This window comes from Phytopseudomonas daroniae (genome assembly GCF_004327285.1).
Lineage (GTDB): Bacteria > Pseudomonadota > Gammaproteobacteria > Pseudomonadales > Pseudomonadaceae > Aquipseudomonas > Aquipseudomonas daroniae.
Map to the genome: position 1 here is coordinate 54,243 of NZ_QJUI01000021.1, position 19,014 is coordinate 73,256.

Genomic DNA, 19,014 nt, shown 5'->3' on the forward strand with positions numbered 1-19,014 from the left:
GCCATGAGCCAGTTTTTCCAGATCCATCCGGAGAGTCCTCAGGCCCGCCTGATCAAGCAGGCGGTCGAAATCATCCGCAATGGCGGAGTGGTGGTCTATCCCACCGACTCGTCCTACGCGGTGGGTTGCGTGATGGGCGCCAAGAGCGCTCTGGAGCGCATTCGCCGTCTGCGCCAGCTCGATGACAAGCACAACTTCACCCTGGTGTGCCGCGACCTGTCGCAGCTCAGCACCTTCGCCAAGGTCGACACCGCGGCCTTTCGCCTGTTGAAGAACCACACCCCGGGCCCCTACACCTTCATCCTCAACGCCACTCGGGAAGTGCCGCGCATGCTGCTGCATCCCAAGCGCCGCACCATCGGCCTGCGTGTGCCCAATCATCCGATTGCATCGGCGCTGCTGGAGGAGCTGGGCGAAACGATGATGAGCGTCAGCCTGATCCTGCCTGGCGAGGAACTGCCGATGAGCGATCCCTACGAGATGCGCCAGATGCTCGAGCATCAGGTGGATCTGATCATCGATGGCGGTTTCGGTGGGCTAGAGGCTTCCACGGTGATCAGCCTGGTGAACGACGAGCCCGAGGTGATCCGCGTCGGCTGTGGCGATCCGTCGCCGTTTACCGAACAGCGCTGAGCCGATGTCGAACCCGGCCGAACACGTCGACAGTCAGGCTGGCACCCAGCAGGAGCTGCCCTTCGCGCTGGTCTACGGCCAGGCGCTGACCGAACTGCCGGTGGATCTGTACATTCCGCCGGACGCCCTGGAGGTGTTTCTCGAAGCCTTCGAAGGGCCGCTGGATCTGCTGCTCTACCTGATCCGCAAGCAGAACATCGACGTACTCGACATCCCCGTGGCGGAGATCACCCGCCAGTACATGGGCTATGTCGAGCTGATGCACAGCGTGCGTCTGGAACTGGCCGCCGAGTATCTGGTGATGGCCGCCATGCTCGCCGAGATCAAGTCACGCATGCTCCTGCCGCGCTCGGCCGAAGCCGAGGCGGAGGAAGACGATCCGCGTGCCGAACTGATCCGCCGGCTGCTGGAGTACGAACGCTACAAGGCGGCCGCCGAAGGTATCGACACCCTGCCCAGGGTTGGCCGCGACCTCATCGTGCCGCGGGTCGAGGCGCCCGAAGCGCGAGCGCGCAAGTTGCTGCCCGAGGTCAGCCTGCAGGAGTTGCTGGTGTCCATGGCCGAAGTGCTGCGCCGCGCCGACATGTTCGAGAGCCATCAGATCAGCCGCGAGGCGCTGTCGACCCGCGAGCGCATGAGTGAAGTGCTGGAGCGCCTGAAGGGCGGCGCATTCGTGCCCTTCGTCGAACTGTTCAGCGCCGAGGAAGGGCGCCTCGGTGTGGTGGTGACCTTCATGGCGATTCTCGAACTGGTCAAGGAGTCGCTGGTCGAGCTGGTGCAGAACGAGGCTTTTGCCGCCGTGCATGTGCGCTTGCGTATCGACGCTGGCGAGCAAGAGCAGGAAGAGCCTGTCTAAATGCTAGACTCGCGTGCTTTCGTTTCCCTTGCCTACGGCTGGTAGCCCTCGACGATGAATCTGTCCGACCCTCGCCAACTTTCCACCTTGCTCGAAGGCCTGCTGCTGGCAGCCGGCAAGCCGCAGTCCCTGGAACGGCTGATGGAGCTGTTCGAAGAAGCCGAGCGACCCGAAGCGGATGTGTTCAGAAAGGCCCTGGCGATTCTGGGGGGCAGCTGCAAGGGGCGGGCATTCGAACTCAAGGAAGTGGCCTCCGGCTACCGCCTGCAGATTCGTGAGAGTTTCTCCCCCTGGGTTGGCCGTTTATGGGAAGAGCGCCCACAGCGCTACTCCCGCGCCATGCTCGAGACCCTGGCGCTGATTGCCTACCGTCAGCCGATCACCCGCGGCGAGATCGAAGAGATTCGCGGCGTGGCGGTCAACAGTCAGATCGTCAAAACCCTGCAGGAGCGCGAGTGGATTCGCGTGGTGGGCTATCGGGACGTTCCCGGTCGCCCGGCAATGTTCGCCACCACCAAGGGTTTTCTCGATCATTTCAACCTGAAGAATCTTGACGAGCTGCCGCCCCTGGCCGCGCTGCGCGAGCTGGAGCCCGAACCGATCCTGGCCCAGGACGATGATCCGGAGGTACCACAGAGTCTGCAGGCTCGCGCCGATCTTGCCCTGGGCGACGAGCCCGAAGCGGATGCCGGATCCGAAACCAGCTTCGGTTCGCTGCTGGCCGAGCTGGATGCCATGGAGCAGGGCCTGAAAACCGATTTCGACGACCTGGCGCGCAGTGAGGATGAGCCCGACGACGAGGAGCAGGGTGCGCGCTCTACGCTCGTGGATGACGAGCCCGCCAGCCGTGAAGAGAGTCCATGAAAGACCCCTGCATTGGTGTCTGTAAGTTCAGTGACAGCATCTGCCTCGGCTGTGGGCGCAGCAAGGCCGAGATAAAAGCCTGGAAGAAGCTCGACAAGGGCGAACAGCGCCTGGTCATGGCCGAGGCCGATATGCGTCTGCTGGCTTTGGGCTCCAAGGCGCGGCGCAAGCGCTGAGTCCGACGCTGGACGCCTTCGTCTGGTCAGCTATGCTCTTGCGCCAGGTGCGTCACGTGCCTTATCCGCGTATGATGCGCGCCCCTTCGACGACATGATCGTCCCATCACCAGAAAACACCGGGAGGTGCCCAGATGAGTGAAACCGAAGAATACAGCCCCGCTGGCGAGAAACTGCAGAAAGTCCTGGCTCGCATGGGCCTGGCCTCGCGCCGCGAAATCGAATCCTGGATCAGTGCCGGCCGCGTCAAGGTCAACGGCAAAGATGCCACCCTGGGCCAGCGCGTCGACCTGCATGACGCCATTGCCATCGACGGCCGTGTGCTGCGCCGCGAAGAGGCCGCGGAAAATCTGCGTCGCGTGCTGATCTACAACAAACCCGACGGCGAAATCTGTACCCGCGACGATCCGGAAGGTCGGCCGACGGTGTTCGACCGCCTGCCGCGCCCGAAGGAAGGCCGCTGGATCAATATCGGCCGCCTCGACATCAACACCACTGGCTTGCTGATGTTCACCACTGACGGTGAGCTGGCCAACCGGTTGATGCACCCGTCCTACCAGATGGATCGCGAGTACGCCGTGCGTGTGCGTGGCGAAGTCGACGAGGAAATGATCGAACGCCTCAAGGCTGGCGTGATGCTCGAAGACGGCCCGGCGAAGTTCACCGACATCAAGGAAGCACCTGGCGGTGTCGGCTTCAACCACTGGTACCACTGTGTGGTCATGGAAGGCCGTAACCGTGAGGTGCGTCGCCTGTGGGAATCCCAGGGGCTGGTGGTCAGCCGTCTGAAGCGTGTGCGCTTCGGCCCGGTGTTCATGACCTCCGATCTGCCCATGGGCCGCTGGCGCGAAATGGGCCAGCGCGAAGTCGACATCCTCAGCGAAGAAGTCGGCCTCAAGCCGGTGGCATTGCCGGAAATGAAGGAAAAAGCCCGCGAGAAGCTTGAGCGCCTGCAGCGCAAGGCGGCGAAGCCGATTGGCCGTGGTGAGCGTCCAGCGCGCACCTTGCGTCCGGCCAGTGGCGGCCCTGCTCAGGGTTCCAGCAACGGTCGTGGTTCCCGTGACGAGCAGGGCGAGCGTCCGACCCGTGCGCCTCGCGCTCCGCGTGGTGAGGGTCGTAGCGAGCCATCGCGCGGCACGCCAGTGGCCGAGCGCCCACGTGATGTCGGCAAGAAGCCTGGCAAGCCCCGCGGCGAGCGTCCTGAATCGAACGCGCCGCGCAAGCCTGCTGGCGCCGACAACCGTCGCAGCCGCCCGGCAGGCGAAGGCCAGCGCCCGGGTTTTGGGCGTGGTAGCCGCAAGCCGCAGTAACTGATCTCACGGCAGCTCGCAGGAGCTGCCCGTGATAATGAAAAAGGGCCCCATCCATGAGGAATGGGACCCTTTTCATTTGCCAGGCAGACGTGCCTCTGCCGTTTGTCGTGGATCAGCTCGCCATGGTCATACAGTTGCGGCCACTGCGTTTGGCGCTGTACAGCGCCTTGTCCGCGCGGGTGAGCAGGCTTTCGATCGGCTCACCGGCTTCGAGGGTGGCGCAACCGAGACTGATCGACATCTCGATGGGCTTGCCCTGCGTCACGTACTGCAGCTCCATCACCGACTGACGCAGGCGCTCGCCGACCAGTGCGGCACCTTCGGATGACGTGTCGGAGAGCAGCACCAGAAATTCTTCGCCGCCGTAGCGGAATACCATGTCGATATTGCGCAGCTGATCCTTCAGGGTCGTGGCGACGGCTTTCAGCATCTCGTCGCCAGCACTGTGACCATGCTCGTCGTTGATGCGTTTGAAATGGTCGATGTCCAGCATCAGCAGTGACAGCGGTTGAGCGTTGCGGCGTGCCAGTTCGATTTCCCGGCCCAGTACCTGATCCATGGCGATGCGGTTGCCGGTGTTGGTCAAAGGATCGCGCAGCGCACTCTGGATGGCGACGCGGTAGAGCAGGGAGTTGCGCAGGGGGAAGAGCAGGCTGGCCAGCAACGCCTCCAGTTGCGCCAGTTCCTGTTCGGAGAAGCGCTGACGACGACGAAAGGTCAGCTCGCCCAGGTACTCGCTCTCGTGGCTGAGGCAGTAGCTGGCCGAATGATTGGCCTGCTGGCCCATCTGCAGACGCAGGTCGCTGCTCGGGTGTTGGTAATCCAGCGCGTCGACTGGTACCAGATGTTGCAGCTCGCGAAAGAACATACCGAGAATGCGCTCTGTATCCAGGCTGGTCTGCAATTGCAAGCCGAGGCGCTGGCGCAACTGGGCGAGGCTGATCGGGCGGGCCTGATCCTTACGATTCGAGAAGCCGAGGCGCTGCAGCTTGGCAGCGTCGAAATCGATCGTGTTTTTCTGGCTGGGTGGAACCATTTTGCTGAACCTTTGGCGCTTCGTTACGGCTTGCGAGCAATAGAGCGAATTTCGTGCCAGTCGTTATGGGCCATATAAAATCCTTAAGGTTCAACAGGTTGGCTAAATTGGAGGGTGGCGTATGGCCGTTAGTGGCAATCCGCCGTCAGAAGAACGGCAATCATTTGCCGGTTCGAGCACTGCCGCGACAATTTAATGTCACGGCATATCGGTTCGCGATGGAGGGCGTCTAGGACGGGCAATCCGCTATATCGCCAGATCACCCACAGCGGCTATTGCGCGTCGAAAGCCTGGCCATTGATGCCCTGGCTGTCGGGGCCCATCAGGTACAGATAGACCGGCATGATGGCTTCGGGCTGCGGATTGTTGTCCGGGTTTTCGCCTGGGTAAGCCTGGGCGCGCATATCGGTACGGGTAGCGCCAGGATTGACGCTGTTGGCGCGAATCGCCGTGATGCCATCGACTTCGTCAGCCATCACCTGCATCAGCCCTTCGGTAGCGAACTTGGATACCGCGTAGGCGCCCCAGTAGGCCCGACCCTTGCGGCCAACGCTGCTGGAAGTGAAGATCACCGAGGCGTCTGCGGAGAGCTTGAGCAGTGGTAGCAGCGTACTGGTGAGCATGAAGGTGGCGTTGACGTTGATCTGCATGACGCGCATGAAATTGTCGCCGGACAACTGCTCGAGCGGTGTACGCGGGCCGATGATCGAGGCGTTGTGCAGCAGGCCATCGAGCTTGCCGAATTCCTTCTCGATCATGGCCGCCAGTTCGTCGTACTGGTGCGGCAGGGCGCTTTCCAGGTCGAAGGGAATCACTGCCGGCTGCGGGTGGCCGGCCTGTTCGATGGCGTCATAGGTACGCGTCAGGTTGTCTTCGCTCTTGCCGAGCAGCAGTACGGTAGCGCCGTGGGCCGCATAGGTGCGGGCGGCGGCCGCGCCTATCCCGCGTCCGGCTCCGGTGACGAGGATTACACGATCCTTGAGCAAGTCGGGGCGGGCGCTGTAATCGAACATGGGAAAGCTCCTTCGCAGAGCTACAAGCTTCAAGCCATAAGCTTCAAGCAAAAGCTCGCATTCTGAAAATTTCTAGCTGTGCGCCGTCGCGCGGCGTGCCGCTGTCGCCTTAGCAGCTGCACAGTGCCTGATCGAGCACGGCACGCAGCTCCAGTGGATGATCGACCACCACGTCCGCGCCCCAGTGACGGGGGTTGTCGTCGGGGTGGATATAGCCGTAGGTCACCGCGGCAGTCTTGGTGCCCGCGTCGCGACCGGATTCGATGTCGCGCAGGTCGTCGCCGACGAACAGCACGCTGGCCGGATCCAGCTTGAGGGTCGAGCAGGCAAGGATCATCGGCTCCGGATCCGGCTTGCTGCGGGTCACGTGGTCAGGGCAGATGAGTATGGAGGAGCGCTCGGACAGCCCCAGGCGCTGCATGATCGGCTCGGCGAAGCGCAGCGGCTTGTTGGTCACCACCCCCCAGGTCAGTTTGGCGCGCTCGATATCCTCGAGCAGGGCCTCGATGCCGTCGAAGGGGCGCGTCAGTACCGCGCAGTGATCCTGATAGCGCTCGAGGAACTCCAGGCGCAGCGCTTCGAAGCCATCGCTCATCGGATCGATGTCGAAGGAATTGAGGATCATGGCGCGTGCGCCACCCGAGACGTGGTCGCGGATCAGTTGCTCGTCCACCGGCGGCAGGCCGTGCTCGGCACGCATGGCCTGGCAGATGGCGATGAAATCCGGTGCACTGTCGAGCAGCGTACCGTCCATGTCGAAAAGAACTGCGCGCAGGCGCATCAGGCCTCCTTGGGTATCTGAACCATGTCGTTGACGTGTTGGCCCGCAGGCTGGCGTGTCGCAACGGGCTAGAGACTCATGTTGCCAGTTTCCAGGGCCTGATTGTGCTGCGGTGTGTGTCTCACTGTATGTCACTTTGTCGCAGTGTGCAGCCAGGGATGGGCGCCGCTCAGCTCATCAAACTGACCTGTGCGGCCACGATGCGCCAGTTGCCGGCCAGTTTCACCCAGCTCTGTTGCTGGCGCCCGATCCTGTCGCTGCCCTCACGGGTGAATTCGGTACTGCACACCGCGAAGCTGTCACCGTAGGTGGTGATGACGGTATTGCTCAGCTTGCGATCCAGCCCCGCAGCCGGCCGCGAGGCGCGGAATTCACGAATCTCGCTGATGCCGTAGAGGTTTTCTCCAGCACCCAGGCGTACCGTGCGTTCGTCGTGCCAGAACAGCTCGTCCAGCACCTCGATATCGTTGCCGACCAGTGCTTTTTCGTAGCGCTGGAAGGCGGTTGTGACTTCGGCCAGTACGTCAGGGCGATCTATCTGTTCAGGGCTCATCGATTCACTCCAGTTTGGCAGGCGCGGCGTGCGCGATGCCCATGCGCTCGAGCGCGCTGGCTGCACGCAGGCAAGCCTCTTCCTTGAACGGGGCGGCGATCAGTTGCACGCCAACCGGCAAGCCACTGGCGCTGCGCAACGGCACGCTGACGACTGGCAGGCCAAGGAAGGAGATCGGCTGAGCCAGCATGCCCATGCTGGCGCGAGTCGGCAGGTCGGTACCGTTGATACGCATCATTTCCTGGCCGATGGGTGTCGCACTGGTCGGTGTCGCCGGTGCGATCAACACGTCGACACCGGCGAACAGGGGCAATACCTGTCTCTGGAAGTGGCGCCGGAAGCGTTGTGCCTGCACATACCAGGCGGCGGGGATCATCGCGCCGGCCAGCAGGCGTTCACGTGACAGCGGCTCGAAGGATTCCGGCGAGCTGCGCAGTGCCGGCAGGTAGCTGTTGCCGCCTTCCGACGCGCTGATGATGAACGCCGAGGTACGCGCCAGCTCGGCATCCGCCAGGATGACTTCTTCGCTGGCGTTCAGGGCCTTGGCCACCTGGGCCACGGCCTCGCGGGCGGTGTCGTCGCACCACTGCTGAAAGTAACCGCCAAGTACGCCGAAGCGCAGGCCGTCCAGGTCGCGATCCAGCAGTGCTGCTACTGGTTGATGATCCTGCGTGGCCTGAAACCCGTCTTCAGGGTCATGCCCTTGCAGCGCGTCGTAGACCTCGGCGAGATCGCGGGTTCTGCGCGCCAGTGGGCCGATGTGGTCGAGGCTACCCACGAACGGGTGAGAGCCACTGCGCGACAACCGGCCAAAGGTGGGTTTGAGACCGAAGACGCCGCATAGCGAGGCAGGCACGCGGATGGAGCCGTTGGTGTCACTGCCCAGGGAGAAATTCACCAGCCCGGCCGCGACGGCGGCTGCCGAGCCTCCGGAGGAGCCGCCGGCGATACGGGAAAGATCGTGGGGGTTGCGGGTTGCACCGAAGTGGGTGTTTTCCGTGGTGAAGCCGTAGGCGTAGGCATCCATGTTCAGCATGCCCGACAGCAGCCCGCCGCTGGCCGCCAACTGGCGTACTGCCCAGGCGTCGATACCTGCCGCGGGGCGATCCTGAAAGAGACGGGCGCCGGCCAGGGTCGGGAAACCGGCGACATCGAACAGGTTCTTCACCGCATAAGGCACTGCCGCCAGGGCGGGCAGGGGCGAGCCCTGGCGACGCAGGCGATCCAGGCCATCGGCCTCATGCTTCATCCGCTGGTGGGTGATCTGCGTCCAGGCGTTGATCGCTGGATTGTGCTGCTCGATCGCTGCGAGGCTGTGCTCGGCAATTTCGCGTGCGCTGAGGTCGCCCGATGCCAGGGCATTCCTCAATTGGCTGATCGACAGGAGGGCTGGATTCATGCCTTGTACACCCCCGCGACTTCCAGTCTGTCGTCGAGCGGGTACTCCATCAGTGGCTTGGCCATCGCCGCGATGCGGCTGAACTGAGTGAGCAATTCGTGGCGGCGCGCGTCGTCCAGCTCCAGGGCCAGAACCTGTTCCATCTGTGCGACGTACGCTGCCCAGTCGGGCGTGATCTGTGTCATGGTGAACTCCTCTCGGAGGCAGCGGCAAGCCGCCTGGCGCGGGTTGACGAATTCCTGCATTGCGACTTCAAGCAGGCACGTGACTTCCTATATCATCGGCTGAATGAAACGAAAGTTACAAGGCGCCGCCATGAATCAACTCGATGAACGTCTGCGTAGCCACTATTCGCAACTCGCTCCCCAAGAGCAGCGAATCGCCGATTTCGTACTCGATCATTACGACGATCTGGTCAGCTACAACAGCGCCGAGCTGGCGCGTCTGACCGGGGTTTCCAAGGCTACCGTCAGCCGCCTGTTCAAGCGCCTGGGCTACGAAAAATACAAGGACATGCGCGAGGAACTGCGCACGCTGCGCCAGAGCGGCATGCCCGTCGCCGACAACCGCGACGTGGTGCAGGGCAACACCTTGCTGGCCCGCCATTACAAGCAGGAGATGGCCAATCTCAGCCAATGGGTGAATGGTATCGATGCCAGGCAGTTCACCGACGTGGTGCAGGCGCTGGGCAACAGCAAGCGCGTTTTCGTCATCGGCATGCGCAACGCCTTTCCCGCGGCCTTGCACCTGCGTCAGCAACTGCTGCAGATTCGTACCGGCGTTCAGGTGCTGCCCCAGCCTGGCCAGACGCTGGCGGAAGAGCTGGTGGATCTGACTGCCGAGGACATGGTGGTGGTACTGGCGTTCCGGCGTCGGCCACGAATCATTCGCCCCCTTCTGCAGGCCTTGCAGGTGCAGCAGATCCCGACGCTGGTCATCTGCGAGCCGCAGGCACAGGCGATCATCGAACTGGCCAGGTGGCGGCTCTGCACGCCGCTGGACAGCGTGTCGGCCTTCGACAGTTATGCCGGTGCCAACAGCCTGATCAATCTGCTGGTCAACGCCGTGCTGCATGAGCAATTGAGTGAGGGGCGCCAGAGGATTCATCAGATCGCCGCGCTCTATGGGCAACTCGACGAGCTGGAACCGCGATAGAGCACCTTGATGGTGCGTTAAGGATGAAGTTGGCGCCGTTTTGGCGCCTTTTTTTGTGTGTTTTTACCGAGCGATGAGCCTTCAGCTGCAGTTTTCCCGCTCAGGTCGAGCTCCGTGTAAAGCCATGGAGAGCCCGTCATTCGGCGCTTCAATTCTCTGCAGGCTGATGGCGACGGGAAAAAATGGCGGCATGAAACGCTATGGCACGTTGGTTGCAAAATTGACGTTAACGAATCTTTTGTTTCATGGCTAACGTTAACGGGGTGTCGAAAATGAAAAAGGGATTGATCGCGATACTGGCTGCCGGTCTTCTGCTGACCCAGGCCGCCGCTGTACTGGCGGATCAGTTGCAAGAGATCGAAACGCGCGGCGTGATTCGTATTGCCGTGCCTCAGGACTTTCCACCCTTCGGCTCGGTAGGCACCGATCTGCAGGTTCAGGGTTACGACATCGATATGGCCAGGTATCTGGCCAAGGAAATGGGGCTCAAGTTGCAACTTGTCCCGGTCACCAGCGCCAACCGTGTCCCGTACCTGCAGACCAACAAGGTCGACCTGGTTATCTCGAGTCTCGGCAAGAATGCCGAGCGTGAGCAGGTGATCGATTTCAGCGATGCCTACGCACCGTTCTTTCTCGGTGTATTCGGCAGCAAGGACAGCGCTCTACAGAACGCCGAGGAGCTGACGGGCAAATCGATCGGTGTTACCCGAGGGGCGGTCGAGGACATGGTGCTCACCGAGGTGGCGCCGAGCGGCGCGCAGGTGAAGCGCTACGAAGATAACAACACCACCTTGTCGGCGTACCTGTCCGGGCAGGTCGAGTATGTGGCCACCGGCAATCTGGTGGTAGCGGCCATCGAGCGCCAGAGCGCTGATCGGGCACCTGTCGCCAAGTTCATGCTCAAGGACTCGCCGTGCTTTATCGGCCTGCGCAAAGACGAGGCCGCGCTGAAGGCCAAAGTGAATGCGCTGATCCAGCAGGCCAAGGCCGATGGCACCCTCAACGGTCTGTCCGAAGAGTGGCTGAAGGCGCCGCTGCCGGCGAACCTGGGCGCATAAGGACTTTGCGATGATGGCGCAGCTGAATTTTTCCGCCCTGTGGCCCTACTGGCCGGAGCTGCTTTCCGGCCTCTGGGTGACCATCCAGCTCACGGTGATGGCTACCGTGGGCGGTGTGGCTCTGGGCATTCTGGGCGCTGCACTGCGCAGCGGCCGCCCGACCATCCCCAGTCGCCTGTGGGGCCTCTACGTCGAGCTGATCCGCAATACGCCGTTCGTGGTGCAGTTGTTCTTCATCGTCTTCGGTTTGCCCAGTCTGGGTCTGAAACTGACGGCGGGCGAGGCGGCACTGCTGGCCATGCTGATCAACCTGGGGGCCTACAGCACCGAGATCATCCGCGCCGGCATCCAGGTGACGCCCCGTGGGCAATGGGAGGCCGGACGCGTGCTGGGCCTGAGCCGTACGCAAACCTTCATTCAGGTGGTATTGCCGCCGTCCCTGAAGCGCATTTATCCGGCGCTGGTCAGCCAGTGCATCATCGTGATGCTCGGTTCGTCGGTGGTTTCGCAGGTATCCCATGAGGAGCTGACCTTTGCCGCCAACCTGATCCAGTCGCGCACCTTCCTGAGCTTCGAGGTCTACCTGGTGACCACACTGATGTACCTGGCCCTGTCCATCTGCATGCGTCAGCTATTGCTGGCCGCCGGCCGCAAATGGTTTGGAGAACAGCCATGATGACCACCTTCACCGACTGGGACATCCTGCGCAACCTGCTCCTGGCCGCTCGCTGGACGGTACTGCTGTCTCTGACCGCGTTCATCGGCGGTACGCTGGTGGCCATTCCGCTGGTCATGGCACGGCTTTCCAAGCGTGTCTGGCCGCATTGGCTGATTCGTGGCTACACCGAGTTGTTCCAGGGCACGCCGCTGCTGATGCAGCTGTTCCTGGCGTTTTTCGGCGTGGCGCTGCTGGGTATCGACGTGTCGCCCTGGACGGCTGCCTCGCTGGCGCTGACTTTCTATACCAGTGCGTTTCTGGTGGACATCTGGCACGGCAGCATCCGTGCGTTGCCCAAAGGCCAGTGGGAAGCCTGTCGCTGCCTGGGGCTGGGTTTCGGTCAGACCCTGTTTCGCGTCGTCCTGCCCCAGGCATTGCGCATCGGTATCGCGCCGACCGTGGGCTTTGCCGTGCAGGTCGTGAAGGGCACGGCCCTGGCGTCGATCATCGGTTTCGTCGAGCTGACCAAGGCCGGCACCATCCTCAACAACGTCACCTACGAGCCCTTCAAGGTGTTCGGCCTGGTGGCGCTTGGCTACTTCCTCATGTGTTATCCACTGTCGCGTTACAGCCAGTATCTGGAGAAGAAATTCAATGCCGCTCATCACCATTGATCAGGTACAGAAGTACTACGGCGACAACCATGTGCTCAAAGGCGTCGATCTCGATATCGAGGTGGGCGAGGTGGTTTCGATCATCGGCCGCAGCGGCTCGGGGAAAAGCACCTTGCTGCGCTGCATCAACGGCCTCGAAGGCTATCAGGACGGCAGCATCAAGCTGGGCGGCATGACCGTTACCGACCGCGATTCCCAGGCGCGGGAAATCAGCCGCTCGATCGGCATGGTGTTCCAGAACTTCAACCTGTTCCCGCACATGACCGCCCGTGAGAACGTCATGCTGGCGCCGCGCCGCGTGCTGAAGAAGAGCGACGCCGAGTGCCGTGAGCTGGCGGCGCAGATGCTGGAAAAGGTCGGCCTCGGCGATCGCATGGACTATTACCCGGCCAACCTCTCTGGCGGCCAGCAGCAGCGGGTCGCCATCGCCCGTGCCCTGGCCATGTCGCCCAAGGTATTGCTGTGCGACGAGATCACCTCGGCCCTCGACCCCGAGCTGGTCGGCGAAGTGCTCAAGGTGCTGGAGCAACTGGCGAAGGAGGGCATGACGCTGATTCTGGTCACCCACGAAATGAACTTCGCCCAGGAGGTTGGCGACCGCGTGGTGTTCATGCACCAGGGCCGTGTGTGGGAGCAGGGCGCCAGCCGTGAGCTGTTCGCCAACCCGCAGACCGCCGAACTCAAGCAATTCATCTCGTCCGTACGCGGACTGAACTGAGCCTCTCATGAGTGTCAACGAGATATCCCAGATGACCACAAGTTACTCGCCGGTGAACCCGCCCCAGCGTCTGCTGATGGGGCCGGGCCCGATCAATGCCGACCCCCGCGTGCTGCGCGCCATGTCCAGCCAGCTGATTGGCCAGTACGACCCGGCCATGACCCGCTACATGAACGAGGTGATGGCACTGTACCGCGGCGTCTTCCGCACCGAAAACGCCGCCACATTGCTGATCGACGGCACCTCGCGGGCGGGTATCGAGGCCATTCTGGTCTCGGCGATTCGCCCAGGCGACAAGGTGCTGGTGCCGGTGTTCGGCCGTTTCGGCCATCTGCTCTGTGAAATCGCCCGGCGTTGCCGCGCCGATGTTCACAGCATCGAAGTGCCCTGGGGCGAGGTGTTCACCCCACAGCAGATCGAGGATGCGATCAAGCAGGTGAAGCCGCGTCTGCTGCTGACCGTGCAGGGCGACACCTCGACCACCATGCTGCAGCCGCTGGCCGAGCTGGGCGACATCTGCCGCCGCCATGACGTGCTGTTCTATACCGATGCCACTGCCTCGCTGGGCGGCAACCTGCTGGAAACCGATGCCTGGGGCCTGGATGCGGTGTCGGCCGGCCTGCAGAAATGTCTCGGTGGCCCGTCCGGCACCGCGCCGATCACCCTCAGTGCGCGTATGGAAGAGGTGATTCGTCGCCGCGCCTGCGTGGAGGCTGGCATCCGTACCGCTGCCCATCAGGACGGCGTCGACGAGATGATCTACTCCAACTATTTCGACCTCGGCATGATCCTCGACTACTGGGGCCCCGAGCGCCTCAACCATCACACCGAAGCCACCTCGGCGCTGTTCGCGGCCCGTGAGTGCGCGCGGGTGATTGGCGAGGAGGGGCTGGATGCGGGTATCGCCCGCCACAAGCTGCACGGTGATGCCTTGCTCAAGGGCATCCAGGGCATGGGCCTGGAGACCTTCGGCAACCTCGAATACAAGATGAACAACGTCCTCGGCGTGGTCATTCCCGAGGCGGTCAATGGCGACCAGGTGCGCAAGCTGATGCTCGAGGACTTCGGCATCGAAATCGGCACCTCGTTCGGGCCGCTGGCCGGCAAGGTCTGGCGTATCGGCACCATGGGCTACAACGCCCGCAAGGATTGCGTCATGCAGACCCTCAGCGCCCTGGAAGCGGTATTGAACCACCTCGGTCTGCGCACCACTCAGGGCGCTGCGATGCAAGCGGCCTGGGATCACTACAGCGAGCGTTGCTGATGAGTGCCATGGAAAACCTCGCAGCAGGTAGCGCTGGCGCTCGGGTGATGGCGCGCTGCGACGAGCTGGCCGCGATCAGCGAATCCGCCGATGGCCTGACCCGCGTGTACCTGTCGACAGAACACCAGCGCGCCAACGCGCTGGTAGGCGAGTGGATGCAGGCGGCCGGTATGCGCGTCTGGCAGGACGCCGTCGGTAACATCTGCGGGCGTTACGAGGGCCAGAGCGCCGGAGCGCAGGCGCTGTTGCTGGGCTCGCACCTCGATACCGTGCGCAATGCCGGCCGCTATGACGGCATGCTCGGCGTGGTCGCCGCCATCGAAACCGTGCAGCATTTTCATGACTGCGGCATGCGTTTGCCGCTGGCCATCGAGATCGTCGGGTTCGCCGATGAGGAGGGCACGCGTTTTGGCATCACCCTGCTGGGTAGCCGCGGCCTGACCGGCAGTTGGCCGGAGGGCTGGGTCGATCAGGCTGATGCCAACGGCGTTACCGTCGCCCAGGCGATGGCTGCGGTCGGTCTGGACGCGGCTGACATTCCCGGCGCCGCACGGAAAAACAGTGATTTCGCCGCCTATCTGGAGCTGCATATCGAGCAGGGGCCGTGCCTGGAGCGTGAGCAACTGGCGCTGGGCGTGGTGACGGCCATCAATGGTGCGCGCCGCCTGAATTGCCGGTTCGTCGGCCTGGCGGGGCATGCCGGTACTGTGCCGATGAGCCATCGCAAGGATGCCCTGGCCGCTGCGGCGCAGTGGATGGTCTACATCGAAGCGCAGACTGCACAGCGCGATCCGCAGTTGGTGGCCACGGTGGGCAGCCTCCAGTGCCACCCCGGTGCGGTCAACGTCATCCCGGGTGAAGTCGCCCTGACCCTGGATGTACGAGGCCCGGAGGATCAGGCGTTGGCGGATCTGCTGGACGACCTGCTGAGCCAGGGCGAGGCGATTGCCCGGCAGCGTGGTCTGGCGTTCCACGCCAGCCAGTACTACGGTATTCCGGCGACCCGTTGCGATGATGCGATGCAGGCGTCGCTGGCACATGTGTTGACCCGGGTGCAGGGGCGCAGCCTGTCGCTACCCAGCGGCGCCGGGCATGACGCGATCGCCATGGCCGAGCGCTGGCCGGTCGGCATGCTGTTCGTACGCTGCGAAGGAGGGGTCAGCCACCATCCGGCCGAGGCCGTGGAGGTTGACGATGTGGCGCTGGCGATTCAGGCGTGCGTGGATTGGGTCGAGGTGTTGGCCCTGGAGCCGCCGCAGGCAAAGCCAGCGGCATGAGCGGCGAGTGCGCGAAGGTGCACTCGCCCGGCTGTCTCAGTCTGCCTTTTGGGTGTGCACCATGTAATTGACGTCGACATCGCTGGCCAGCTTGTAGTGCTTGGTCAGCGGATTGTAGGTCAGGCCGATGATGTCCTTGACCTGCAGGCCGGCGTCGCGGCTCCAGGCACCCAGTTCCGATGGGCGGATGAATTTCTTGAAATCGTGGGTGCCGCGCGGCAGCAGGCGCAGGATGTATTCGGCACCGATCACCGCGAACAGGTAGGCCTTGGGATTGCGGTTGATGGTGGAGAAGAACACCTGGCCGCCGGGCTTGACCAGCTTGTGGCAGGCACGAATCACCGAGGATGGGTCGGGCACGTGCTCGAGCATCTCCAGGCAGGTGACCACGTCGAACTGGCCGGGCATCTCCTCGGCCATGGCTTCGGCGGTGATCTGCCGGTAATCCACTTCCACGCCCGACTCCAGCTGGTGCAGGCGGGCCACGGCCAGTGGCGCTTCACCCATGTCGATACCGGTCACCGTGGCGCCACGTTGAGCCATGGCTTCGCTGAGGATGCCGCCACCACAGCCGACGTCGAGCACCTTCTTGCCAGCCAGGCCAGCGCGCTCGTCGATCCAGTTGACCCGCAACGGGTTGATCTCGTGCAAAGGCTTGAACTCGCTCTCCCGATCCCACCAGCGGTGGGCGAGGGCTTCGAATTTGGCGATTTCAGCGTGGTCGACGTTGCTCATGGTATTCCCTGAATAAAGCGGGTGCGTGGGGCATGGCGCTGGAAGCGCCCATGTTGCCAGCGTTGCCCGGCGTCATGCGCACCGTGCTGGCCATTGATATGCGACAGTTTGCCGTAATTTGTACTCAATGAGTCGGACGCCCGGCTATTTTCGCCGCCCACTGTCGCGTGGTGGCGATGGTGCGTTCCTCGTCCAGCCGGGCCAGCTTGCCGTCTTCGAGCAACGGCTTGCCGGCGACCCAGAGATGCTCGACGCAGTCTCGGGAGGTGGCATAGATCAGTTGCGAAACAGGGTCGTAGACCGGCTGCTGGGCCAGGCCGCGCAGGTCGAAGGCGACGATATCGGCGGATTTGCCGAGTTCCAGGGAGCCGATCTCGTTATCGAGACCCAGGGCGCGGGCACCATTGAGGGTCGCCATGCGCAGTGCGCGATGGGCGTCCAGGGCGCTGGCCGAGCCGGCTACCGCCTTGGCCAGCAGGGCGGCGGTGCGGGTTTCACCGAGCAGGTCGAGATCGTTGTTGCTGGCTGCGCCGTCGGTGCCGATGGCGACGTTGACGCCGGCCTGCCAGAGCTTCTCGACCGGGCAGAAACCACTGGCCAGCTTGAGGTTGGATTCCGGGCAGTGGATCACGCTGCTGTTGGTAGCGACCAGCAGGGCGATATCGTCGTCATCGACCTGGGTCATGTGCACGGCCTGGAAGCGCGGGCCGAGCAAGCCCAAGCGGTGCAGGCGTGCCAGAGGGCGCTCGCCGTAGTGTTCGAGGCTCTGCTGCACTTCGAAGGCGGTTTCCTGCACGTGCATATGAATGCCGGCATCCAGCTCTTCGGCGAGGATGAGCAGTTTCTCGAGGTTCGCGTCGCTGACGGTATAGGGCGCGTGAGGGCCGAAGGAGACGCTCAGGCGTGAATGGTGCCTGAGCTCGTCGAACAGCGTCATGCCCTTGCGCAGCGCCTCGTCGGCGTCACGGGCACCAGGGATGGCGAAGTCCAGCACCGGGATGCTGATTTGCGCGCGCATGCCGCTGGCATGCACCCGTTCGCAGGCCATCTCCGGGAAGAAGTACATGTCGGCGAAACAGCTGATGCCGCTTTTTATCTGCTCGGCGATGGCCAGTTCGGTGCCGTCCTGAACGAACTGCTCATCGACCCACTTGGCTTCCGCCGGCCAGATGTGCTTCTCCAGCCAGGTCATCAGTGGCAGATCATCGGCCAGGCCGCGAAACAGTGTCATGGCTGCATGGCCGTGAGCATTGACCAGGCCCGGTGTCAGCAGGCGCCCGGGCAGCTCGCGGATTTCCGTCGCGCCACGACGCAAGGCTTCACTGCGTGGTGCGATCAGGGCGATCTTTCCATCTCGGATGCCCAGGCCATGATCATGCAGCACCACGCCTGCCGGTTCGACCGGCACCAGCCAGGTGGGCAGCAGCAAAAGGTCGAGCGGGGCGTCGGCCATGGGCGGGTTCCGTCATCCAAAACGCTGAGTCTATAGAGGAATGCCGCGGTCTTGAAGGTGCATAGTGTTGCGTGGGGCAGTGCACGGGTGCGGCTGCCCGTTGGGGCGGCGTATACTGGCCGGCTTTTGAGGATGGAGTGGGTGATGCGCGAGCGTTTGCTGGCTGCCGAGCAGGTCGTGGGCTTTGTGTGGCGCGAGGGTGCCCTGCATGTGCTCGATCAGCGCCGCCTGCCGGGTGAGCAGGTCTGGCACGCCTGTCATTCGGTATCTGCCGTAGTGGCGCTGCTTGCAGGCGGCGCGGTGCTCGGTGCCGCTGCCAAGACCATCTGCAGTGCCTACGCCCTGGTGCTGGGCGCCCGCCAGCGTATGGATGAAGGCGGCGACTGGTATGCCGGGTTGCAGGTGGATGGCGAGGCGCTCGCAGCGGCTGGCCTTCTTGCCGGCGACCGCGAGTGGCTGCTGCAGCAGATGCACGAGCGTCTGGCACGGTTGCGGCCTGGCGCCCAGCCTCTGGCGGTGCTGGAAGATGAAGCCCATGGCATCCATCAACGTGATCGCGAAGCCAGCCTCGCCATGGCGCAGCTGGGCGTGGAGCTGATCCGCGGTTTTCAGGGCAACTCGCAAAATCTGCTCAGCATCGGCTGCGCCGGGGCGATGGCCAGCGGTGGTTTTGGCACGGCCCTGGCGGTGATCCGCGGTGCTCAGCTCGAAGGTTTGCTGGAGCGCTGTTACCTGGGCGAAAGCCGGCCATTGCTGCAGGGCGCCCGACTGGCGGCCTGGGAGCTGAGCGAAGAGGGGATCGCCGTGGCGCTGAGCGCGGACGCTGCTCTGGCCCATTTGATGAAAGTGCGTGGCATCACCTGGGCCATCGTCGGCGCCGAGCGAATCGCCGCCAACGGTGACGTGCTTGGCGTGATTGGCACCTACCAATTGGCGGTGGCCGCCATGCACCATGGTGTCAGGCTGATGGTGGTGGCGCCGAGCGCCGTCATCGAGCTGCAGGCCGAGAGTGGCGACGAATGTTTTCACGAACTCGGCCATGCCTCGTTGGCTTACCCCGAAAACGAACGGGTGGCGGGCGTGGACGAGGTCGAGCCGCAATTCGATGTGACACCCGCTGACCTGGTGGATTTTCTGGTCACCGAGAAGGGCGTGATCGAACGGCCGGATACCACCAAGATCGCCCAATTGATGTCACGCAAGCGCCTGCACTGAGCCCCTGACCTCATCAGGCTTCAGGGTTAGGTGCGGGGCATGCTTTGTGGTAAACTCCGGCGGTTTTCAGGGGCACCGTCAGCGGTTGCCGTCACTGCTCGAATAGATGCCATAACGTATTGATTTGTTGTGAGTCGTCGTTGGCCTGATGCCATCGCGACGCGCTTCGCCAGGTTCCCTATG

General features: G+C 63.2%; 21 protein-coding genes. 13 read left to right on the forward strand and 8 right to left on the reverse strand.

Going from position 1 to position 19,014, the window contains the following annotated elements:
* Positions 1-3: 3 nt before the first annotated feature.
* The 5 genes from DNK06_RS20755 (at position 4) to rluB (ending at position 3,839) form a co-directional block, all read left to right on the forward strand.
* Positions 4-633 carry an L-threonylcarbamoyladenylate synthase gene (locus DNK06_RS20755; protein ID WP_131181891.1) on the forward strand — a complete coding sequence of 210 codons (630 nt, stop codon included), beginning with the start codon at positions 4-6 and terminating at the stop codon, positions 631-633.
* A 4-nt stretch (positions 634-637) separates the two neighbouring features.
* On the forward strand, positions 638-1,489 hold the full coding sequence (locus tag DNK06_RS20760; protein WP_131181892.1) for a segregation and condensation protein A: 852 nt from the start codon (positions 638-640) through the stop codon (positions 1,487-1,489).
* A 54-nt stretch (positions 1,490-1,543) separates the two neighbouring features.
* Complete coding sequence (gene scpB / locus DNK06_RS20765) at positions 1,544-2,353, forward strand: SMC-Scp complex subunit ScpB (RefSeq protein WP_131181893.1); 810 nt, start codon at positions 1,544-1,546, stop codon at positions 2,351-2,353.
* Positions 2,350-2,529: a DUF1289 domain-containing protein gene (locus tag DNK06_RS20770; protein WP_131181894.1), complete on the forward strand. Its 180-nt coding sequence runs from the start codon at positions 2,350-2,352 to the stop codon at positions 2,527-2,529. The genes scpB and DNK06_RS20770 overlap by 4 nt, the downstream gene beginning before the upstream one ends.
* 134 nt (positions 2,530-2,663) lie before the next feature.
* Positions 2,664-3,839 (forward strand): 23S rRNA pseudouridine(2605) synthase RluB, encoded by a 1,176-nt coding sequence (rluB, locus tag DNK06_RS20775; RefSeq protein WP_131181895.1) that lies wholly within the window; start codon positions 2,664-2,666, stop codon positions 3,837-3,839.
* A 115-nt stretch (positions 3,840-3,954) separates the two neighbouring features.
* On the opposite strand, the gene DNK06_RS20780 is transcribed toward rluB, so the two are convergent.
* The 6 genes from DNK06_RS20780 to hpxX form a co-directional block, all read right to left on the reverse strand.
* Positions 3,955-4,878, reverse strand: a complete 924-nt coding sequence (locus tag DNK06_RS20780) for a GGDEF domain-containing protein (RefSeq protein WP_131181896.1) — start codon at positions 4,876-4,878, stop codon at positions 3,955-3,957.
* Between the two features lie 272 nt (positions 4,879-5,150).
* Positions 5,151-5,891, reverse strand: a complete 741-nt coding sequence (locus tag DNK06_RS20785) for a YciK family oxidoreductase (RefSeq protein WP_131181897.1) — start codon at positions 5,889-5,891, stop codon at positions 5,151-5,153.
* A 109-nt stretch (positions 5,892-6,000) separates the two neighbouring features.
* The gene (gene mupP / locus DNK06_RS20790) at positions 6,001-6,672 is read right to left on the reverse strand and encodes an N-acetylmuramic acid 6-phosphate phosphatase MupP (protein WP_131181898.1); all 672 of its coding nucleotides are present in this window, start codon (positions 6,670-6,672) and stop codon (positions 6,001-6,003) included.
* A 169-nt stretch (positions 6,673-6,841) separates the two neighbouring features.
* Positions 6,842-7,225, reverse strand: a complete 384-nt coding sequence (hpxZ, locus tag DNK06_RS20795; protein WP_131181899.1) for an oxalurate catabolism protein HpxZ — start codon at positions 7,223-7,225, stop codon at positions 6,842-6,844.
* 4 nt (positions 7,226-7,229) lie between these two features.
* Complete coding sequence (locus tag DNK06_RS20800; protein ID WP_131181900.1) at positions 7,230-8,624, reverse strand: AtzE family amidohydrolase; 1,395 nt, start codon at positions 8,622-8,624, stop codon at positions 7,230-7,232.
* On the reverse strand, positions 8,621-8,809 hold the full coding sequence (gene hpxX / locus DNK06_RS20805; protein ID WP_131181901.1) for an oxalurate catabolism protein HpxX: 189 nt from the start codon (positions 8,807-8,809) through the stop codon (positions 8,621-8,623). The genes DNK06_RS20800 and hpxX overlap by 4 nt, the downstream gene beginning before the upstream one ends.
* 130 nt (positions 8,810-8,939) lie before the next feature.
* Here hpxX and DNK06_RS20810 point away from each other — a divergent pair, with 130 nt between their 5' ends.
* From DNK06_RS20810 to hpxK, 7 genes are all read left to right on the forward strand, one after another.
* Positions 8,940-9,779: a MurR/RpiR family transcriptional regulator gene (locus DNK06_RS20810; protein ID WP_131181902.1), complete on the forward strand. Its 840-nt coding sequence runs from the start codon at positions 8,940-8,942 to the stop codon at positions 9,777-9,779.
* Positions 9,780-10,042: 263 nt separating this feature from the next.
* Positions 10,043-10,837, forward strand: coding sequence for a transporter substrate-binding domain-containing protein (locus DNK06_RS20815; RefSeq protein ID WP_423228075.1), 795 nt, complete (start codon positions 10,043-10,045; stop codon positions 10,835-10,837).
* Between the two features lie 10 nt (positions 10,838-10,847).
* Complete coding sequence (locus DNK06_RS20820; protein ID WP_131181904.1) at positions 10,848-11,513, forward strand: amino acid ABC transporter permease; 666 nt, start codon at positions 10,848-10,850, stop codon at positions 11,511-11,513.
* Entirely contained in the window at positions 11,513-12,169 is a 657-nt protein-coding gene (locus tag DNK06_RS20825) for an amino acid ABC transporter permease (RefSeq protein WP_165493682.1), read from the forward strand. Before DNK06_RS20820 ends, DNK06_RS20825 begins: the two co-directional genes overlap by 1 nt.
* Positions 12,150-12,887, forward strand: a complete 738-nt coding sequence (locus tag DNK06_RS20830; RefSeq protein ID WP_131181906.1) for an amino acid ABC transporter ATP-binding protein — start codon at positions 12,150-12,152, stop codon at positions 12,885-12,887. The genes DNK06_RS20825 and DNK06_RS20830 overlap by 20 nt, the downstream gene beginning before the upstream one ends.
* A gap of 31 nt (positions 12,888-12,918) precedes the next feature.
* On the forward strand, positions 12,919-14,151 hold the full coding sequence (locus DNK06_RS20835; protein WP_131181907.1) for a pyridoxal-phosphate-dependent aminotransferase family protein: 1,233 nt from the start codon (positions 12,919-12,921) through the stop codon (positions 14,149-14,151).
* On the forward strand, positions 14,151-15,428 hold the full coding sequence (hpxK, locus tag DNK06_RS20840) for an allantoate amidohydrolase (protein ID WP_131181908.1): 1,278 nt from the start codon (positions 14,151-14,153) through the stop codon (positions 15,426-15,428). Before DNK06_RS20835 ends, hpxK begins: the two co-directional genes overlap by 1 nt.
* Positions 15,429-15,464: 36 nt before the next feature.
* On the opposite strand, the gene ubiG is transcribed toward hpxK, so the two are convergent.
* Both ubiG and DNK06_RS20850 read right to left on the reverse strand, forming a co-directional pair.
* The gene (gene ubiG / locus DNK06_RS20845) at positions 15,465-16,163 is read right to left on the reverse strand and encodes a bifunctional 2-polyprenyl-6-hydroxyphenol methylase/3-demethylubiquinol 3-O-methyltransferase UbiG (RefSeq protein WP_131181909.1); all 699 of its coding nucleotides are present in this window, start codon (positions 16,161-16,163) and stop codon (positions 15,465-15,467) included.
* Between the two features lie 124 nt (positions 16,164-16,287).
* Complete coding sequence (locus DNK06_RS20850; protein ID WP_131181910.1) at positions 16,288-17,616, reverse strand: TRZ/ATZ family hydrolase; 1,329 nt, start codon at positions 17,614-17,616, stop codon at positions 16,288-16,290.
* Positions 17,617-17,760: 144 nt separating this feature from the next.
* Here DNK06_RS20850 and DNK06_RS20855 point away from each other — a divergent pair, with 144 nt between their 5' ends.
* Complete coding sequence (locus tag DNK06_RS20855; RefSeq protein ID WP_131181911.1) at positions 17,761-18,831, forward strand: s-methyl-5-thioribose-1-phosphate isomerase; 1,071 nt, start codon at positions 17,761-17,763, stop codon at positions 18,829-18,831.
* Positions 18,832-19,014 lie beyond the last annotated feature (183 nt).

Coding starts and splice junctions, on each gene's coding strand:
- DNK06_RS20770 (WP_131181894.1), top strand. CDS start 2,350: ATGAAAGACCCCTGCATTGGTGTCTGTAAGTTCAGTGACAGCATCTGC.
- rluB (WP_131181895.1), top strand. CDS start 2,664: ATGAGTGAAACCGAAGAATACAGCCCCGCTGGCGAGAAACTGCAGAAA.
- mupP (WP_131181898.1), bottom strand. CDS start 6,672: ATGCGCCTGCGCGCAGTTCTTTTCGACATGGACGGTACGCTGCTCGAC.
- DNK06_RS20820 (WP_131181904.1), top strand. CDS start 10,848: ATGATGGCGCAGCTGAATTTTTCCGCCCTGTGGCCCTACTGGCCGGAG.
- DNK06_RS20850 (WP_131181910.1), bottom strand. CDS start 17,616: ATGGCCGACGCCCCGCTCGACCTTTTGCTGCTGCCCACCTGGCTGGTG.
- DNK06_RS20830 (WP_131181906.1), top strand. CDS start 12,150: ATGCCGCTCATCACCATTGATCAGGTACAGAAGTACTACGGCGACAAC.
- hpxZ (WP_131181899.1), bottom strand. CDS start 7,225: ATGAGCCCTGAACAGATAGATCGCCCTGACGTACTGGCCGAAGTCACA.
- DNK06_RS20800 (WP_131181900.1), bottom strand. CDS start 8,624: ATGAATCCAGCCCTCCTGTCGATCAGCCAATTGAGGAATGCCCTGGCA.
- hpxK (WP_131181908.1), top strand. CDS start 14,151: ATGAGTGCCATGGAAAACCTCGCAGCAGGTAGCGCTGGCGCTCGGGTG.
- DNK06_RS20755 (WP_131181891.1), top strand. CDS start 4: ATGAGCCAGTTTTTCCAGATCCATCCGGAGAGTCCTCAGGCCCGCCTG.
- scpB (WP_131181893.1), top strand. CDS start 1,544: ATGAATCTGTCCGACCCTCGCCAACTTTCCACCTTGCTCGAAGGCCTG.
- hpxX (WP_131181901.1), bottom strand. CDS start 8,809: ATGACACAGATCACGCCCGACTGGGCAGCGTACGTCGCACAGATGGAA.
- DNK06_RS20835 (WP_131181907.1), top strand. CDS start 12,919: ATGACCACAAGTTACTCGCCGGTGAACCCGCCCCAGCGTCTGCTGATG.
- DNK06_RS20785 (WP_131181897.1), bottom strand. CDS start 5,891: ATGTTCGATTACAGCGCCCGCCCCGACTTGCTCAAGGATCGTGTAATC.
- DNK06_RS20855 (WP_131181911.1), top strand. CDS start 17,761: ATGCGCGAGCGTTTGCTGGCTGCCGAGCAGGTCGTGGGCTTTGTGTGG.
- DNK06_RS20780 (WP_131181896.1), bottom strand. CDS start 4,878: ATGGTTCCACCCAGCCAGAAAAACACGATCGATTTCGACGCTGCCAAG.
- DNK06_RS20760 (WP_131181892.1), top strand. CDS start 638: ATGTCGAACCCGGCCGAACACGTCGACAGTCAGGCTGGCACCCAGCAG.
- DNK06_RS20825 (WP_165493682.1), top strand. CDS start 11,513: ATGACCACCTTCACCGACTGGGACATCCTGCGCAACCTGCTCCTGGCC.
- ubiG (WP_131181909.1), bottom strand. CDS start 16,163: ATGAGCAACGTCGACCACGCTGAAATCGCCAAATTCGAAGCCCTCGCC.
- DNK06_RS20810 (WP_131181902.1), top strand. CDS start 8,940: ATGAATCAACTCGATGAACGTCTGCGTAGCCACTATTCGCAACTCGCT.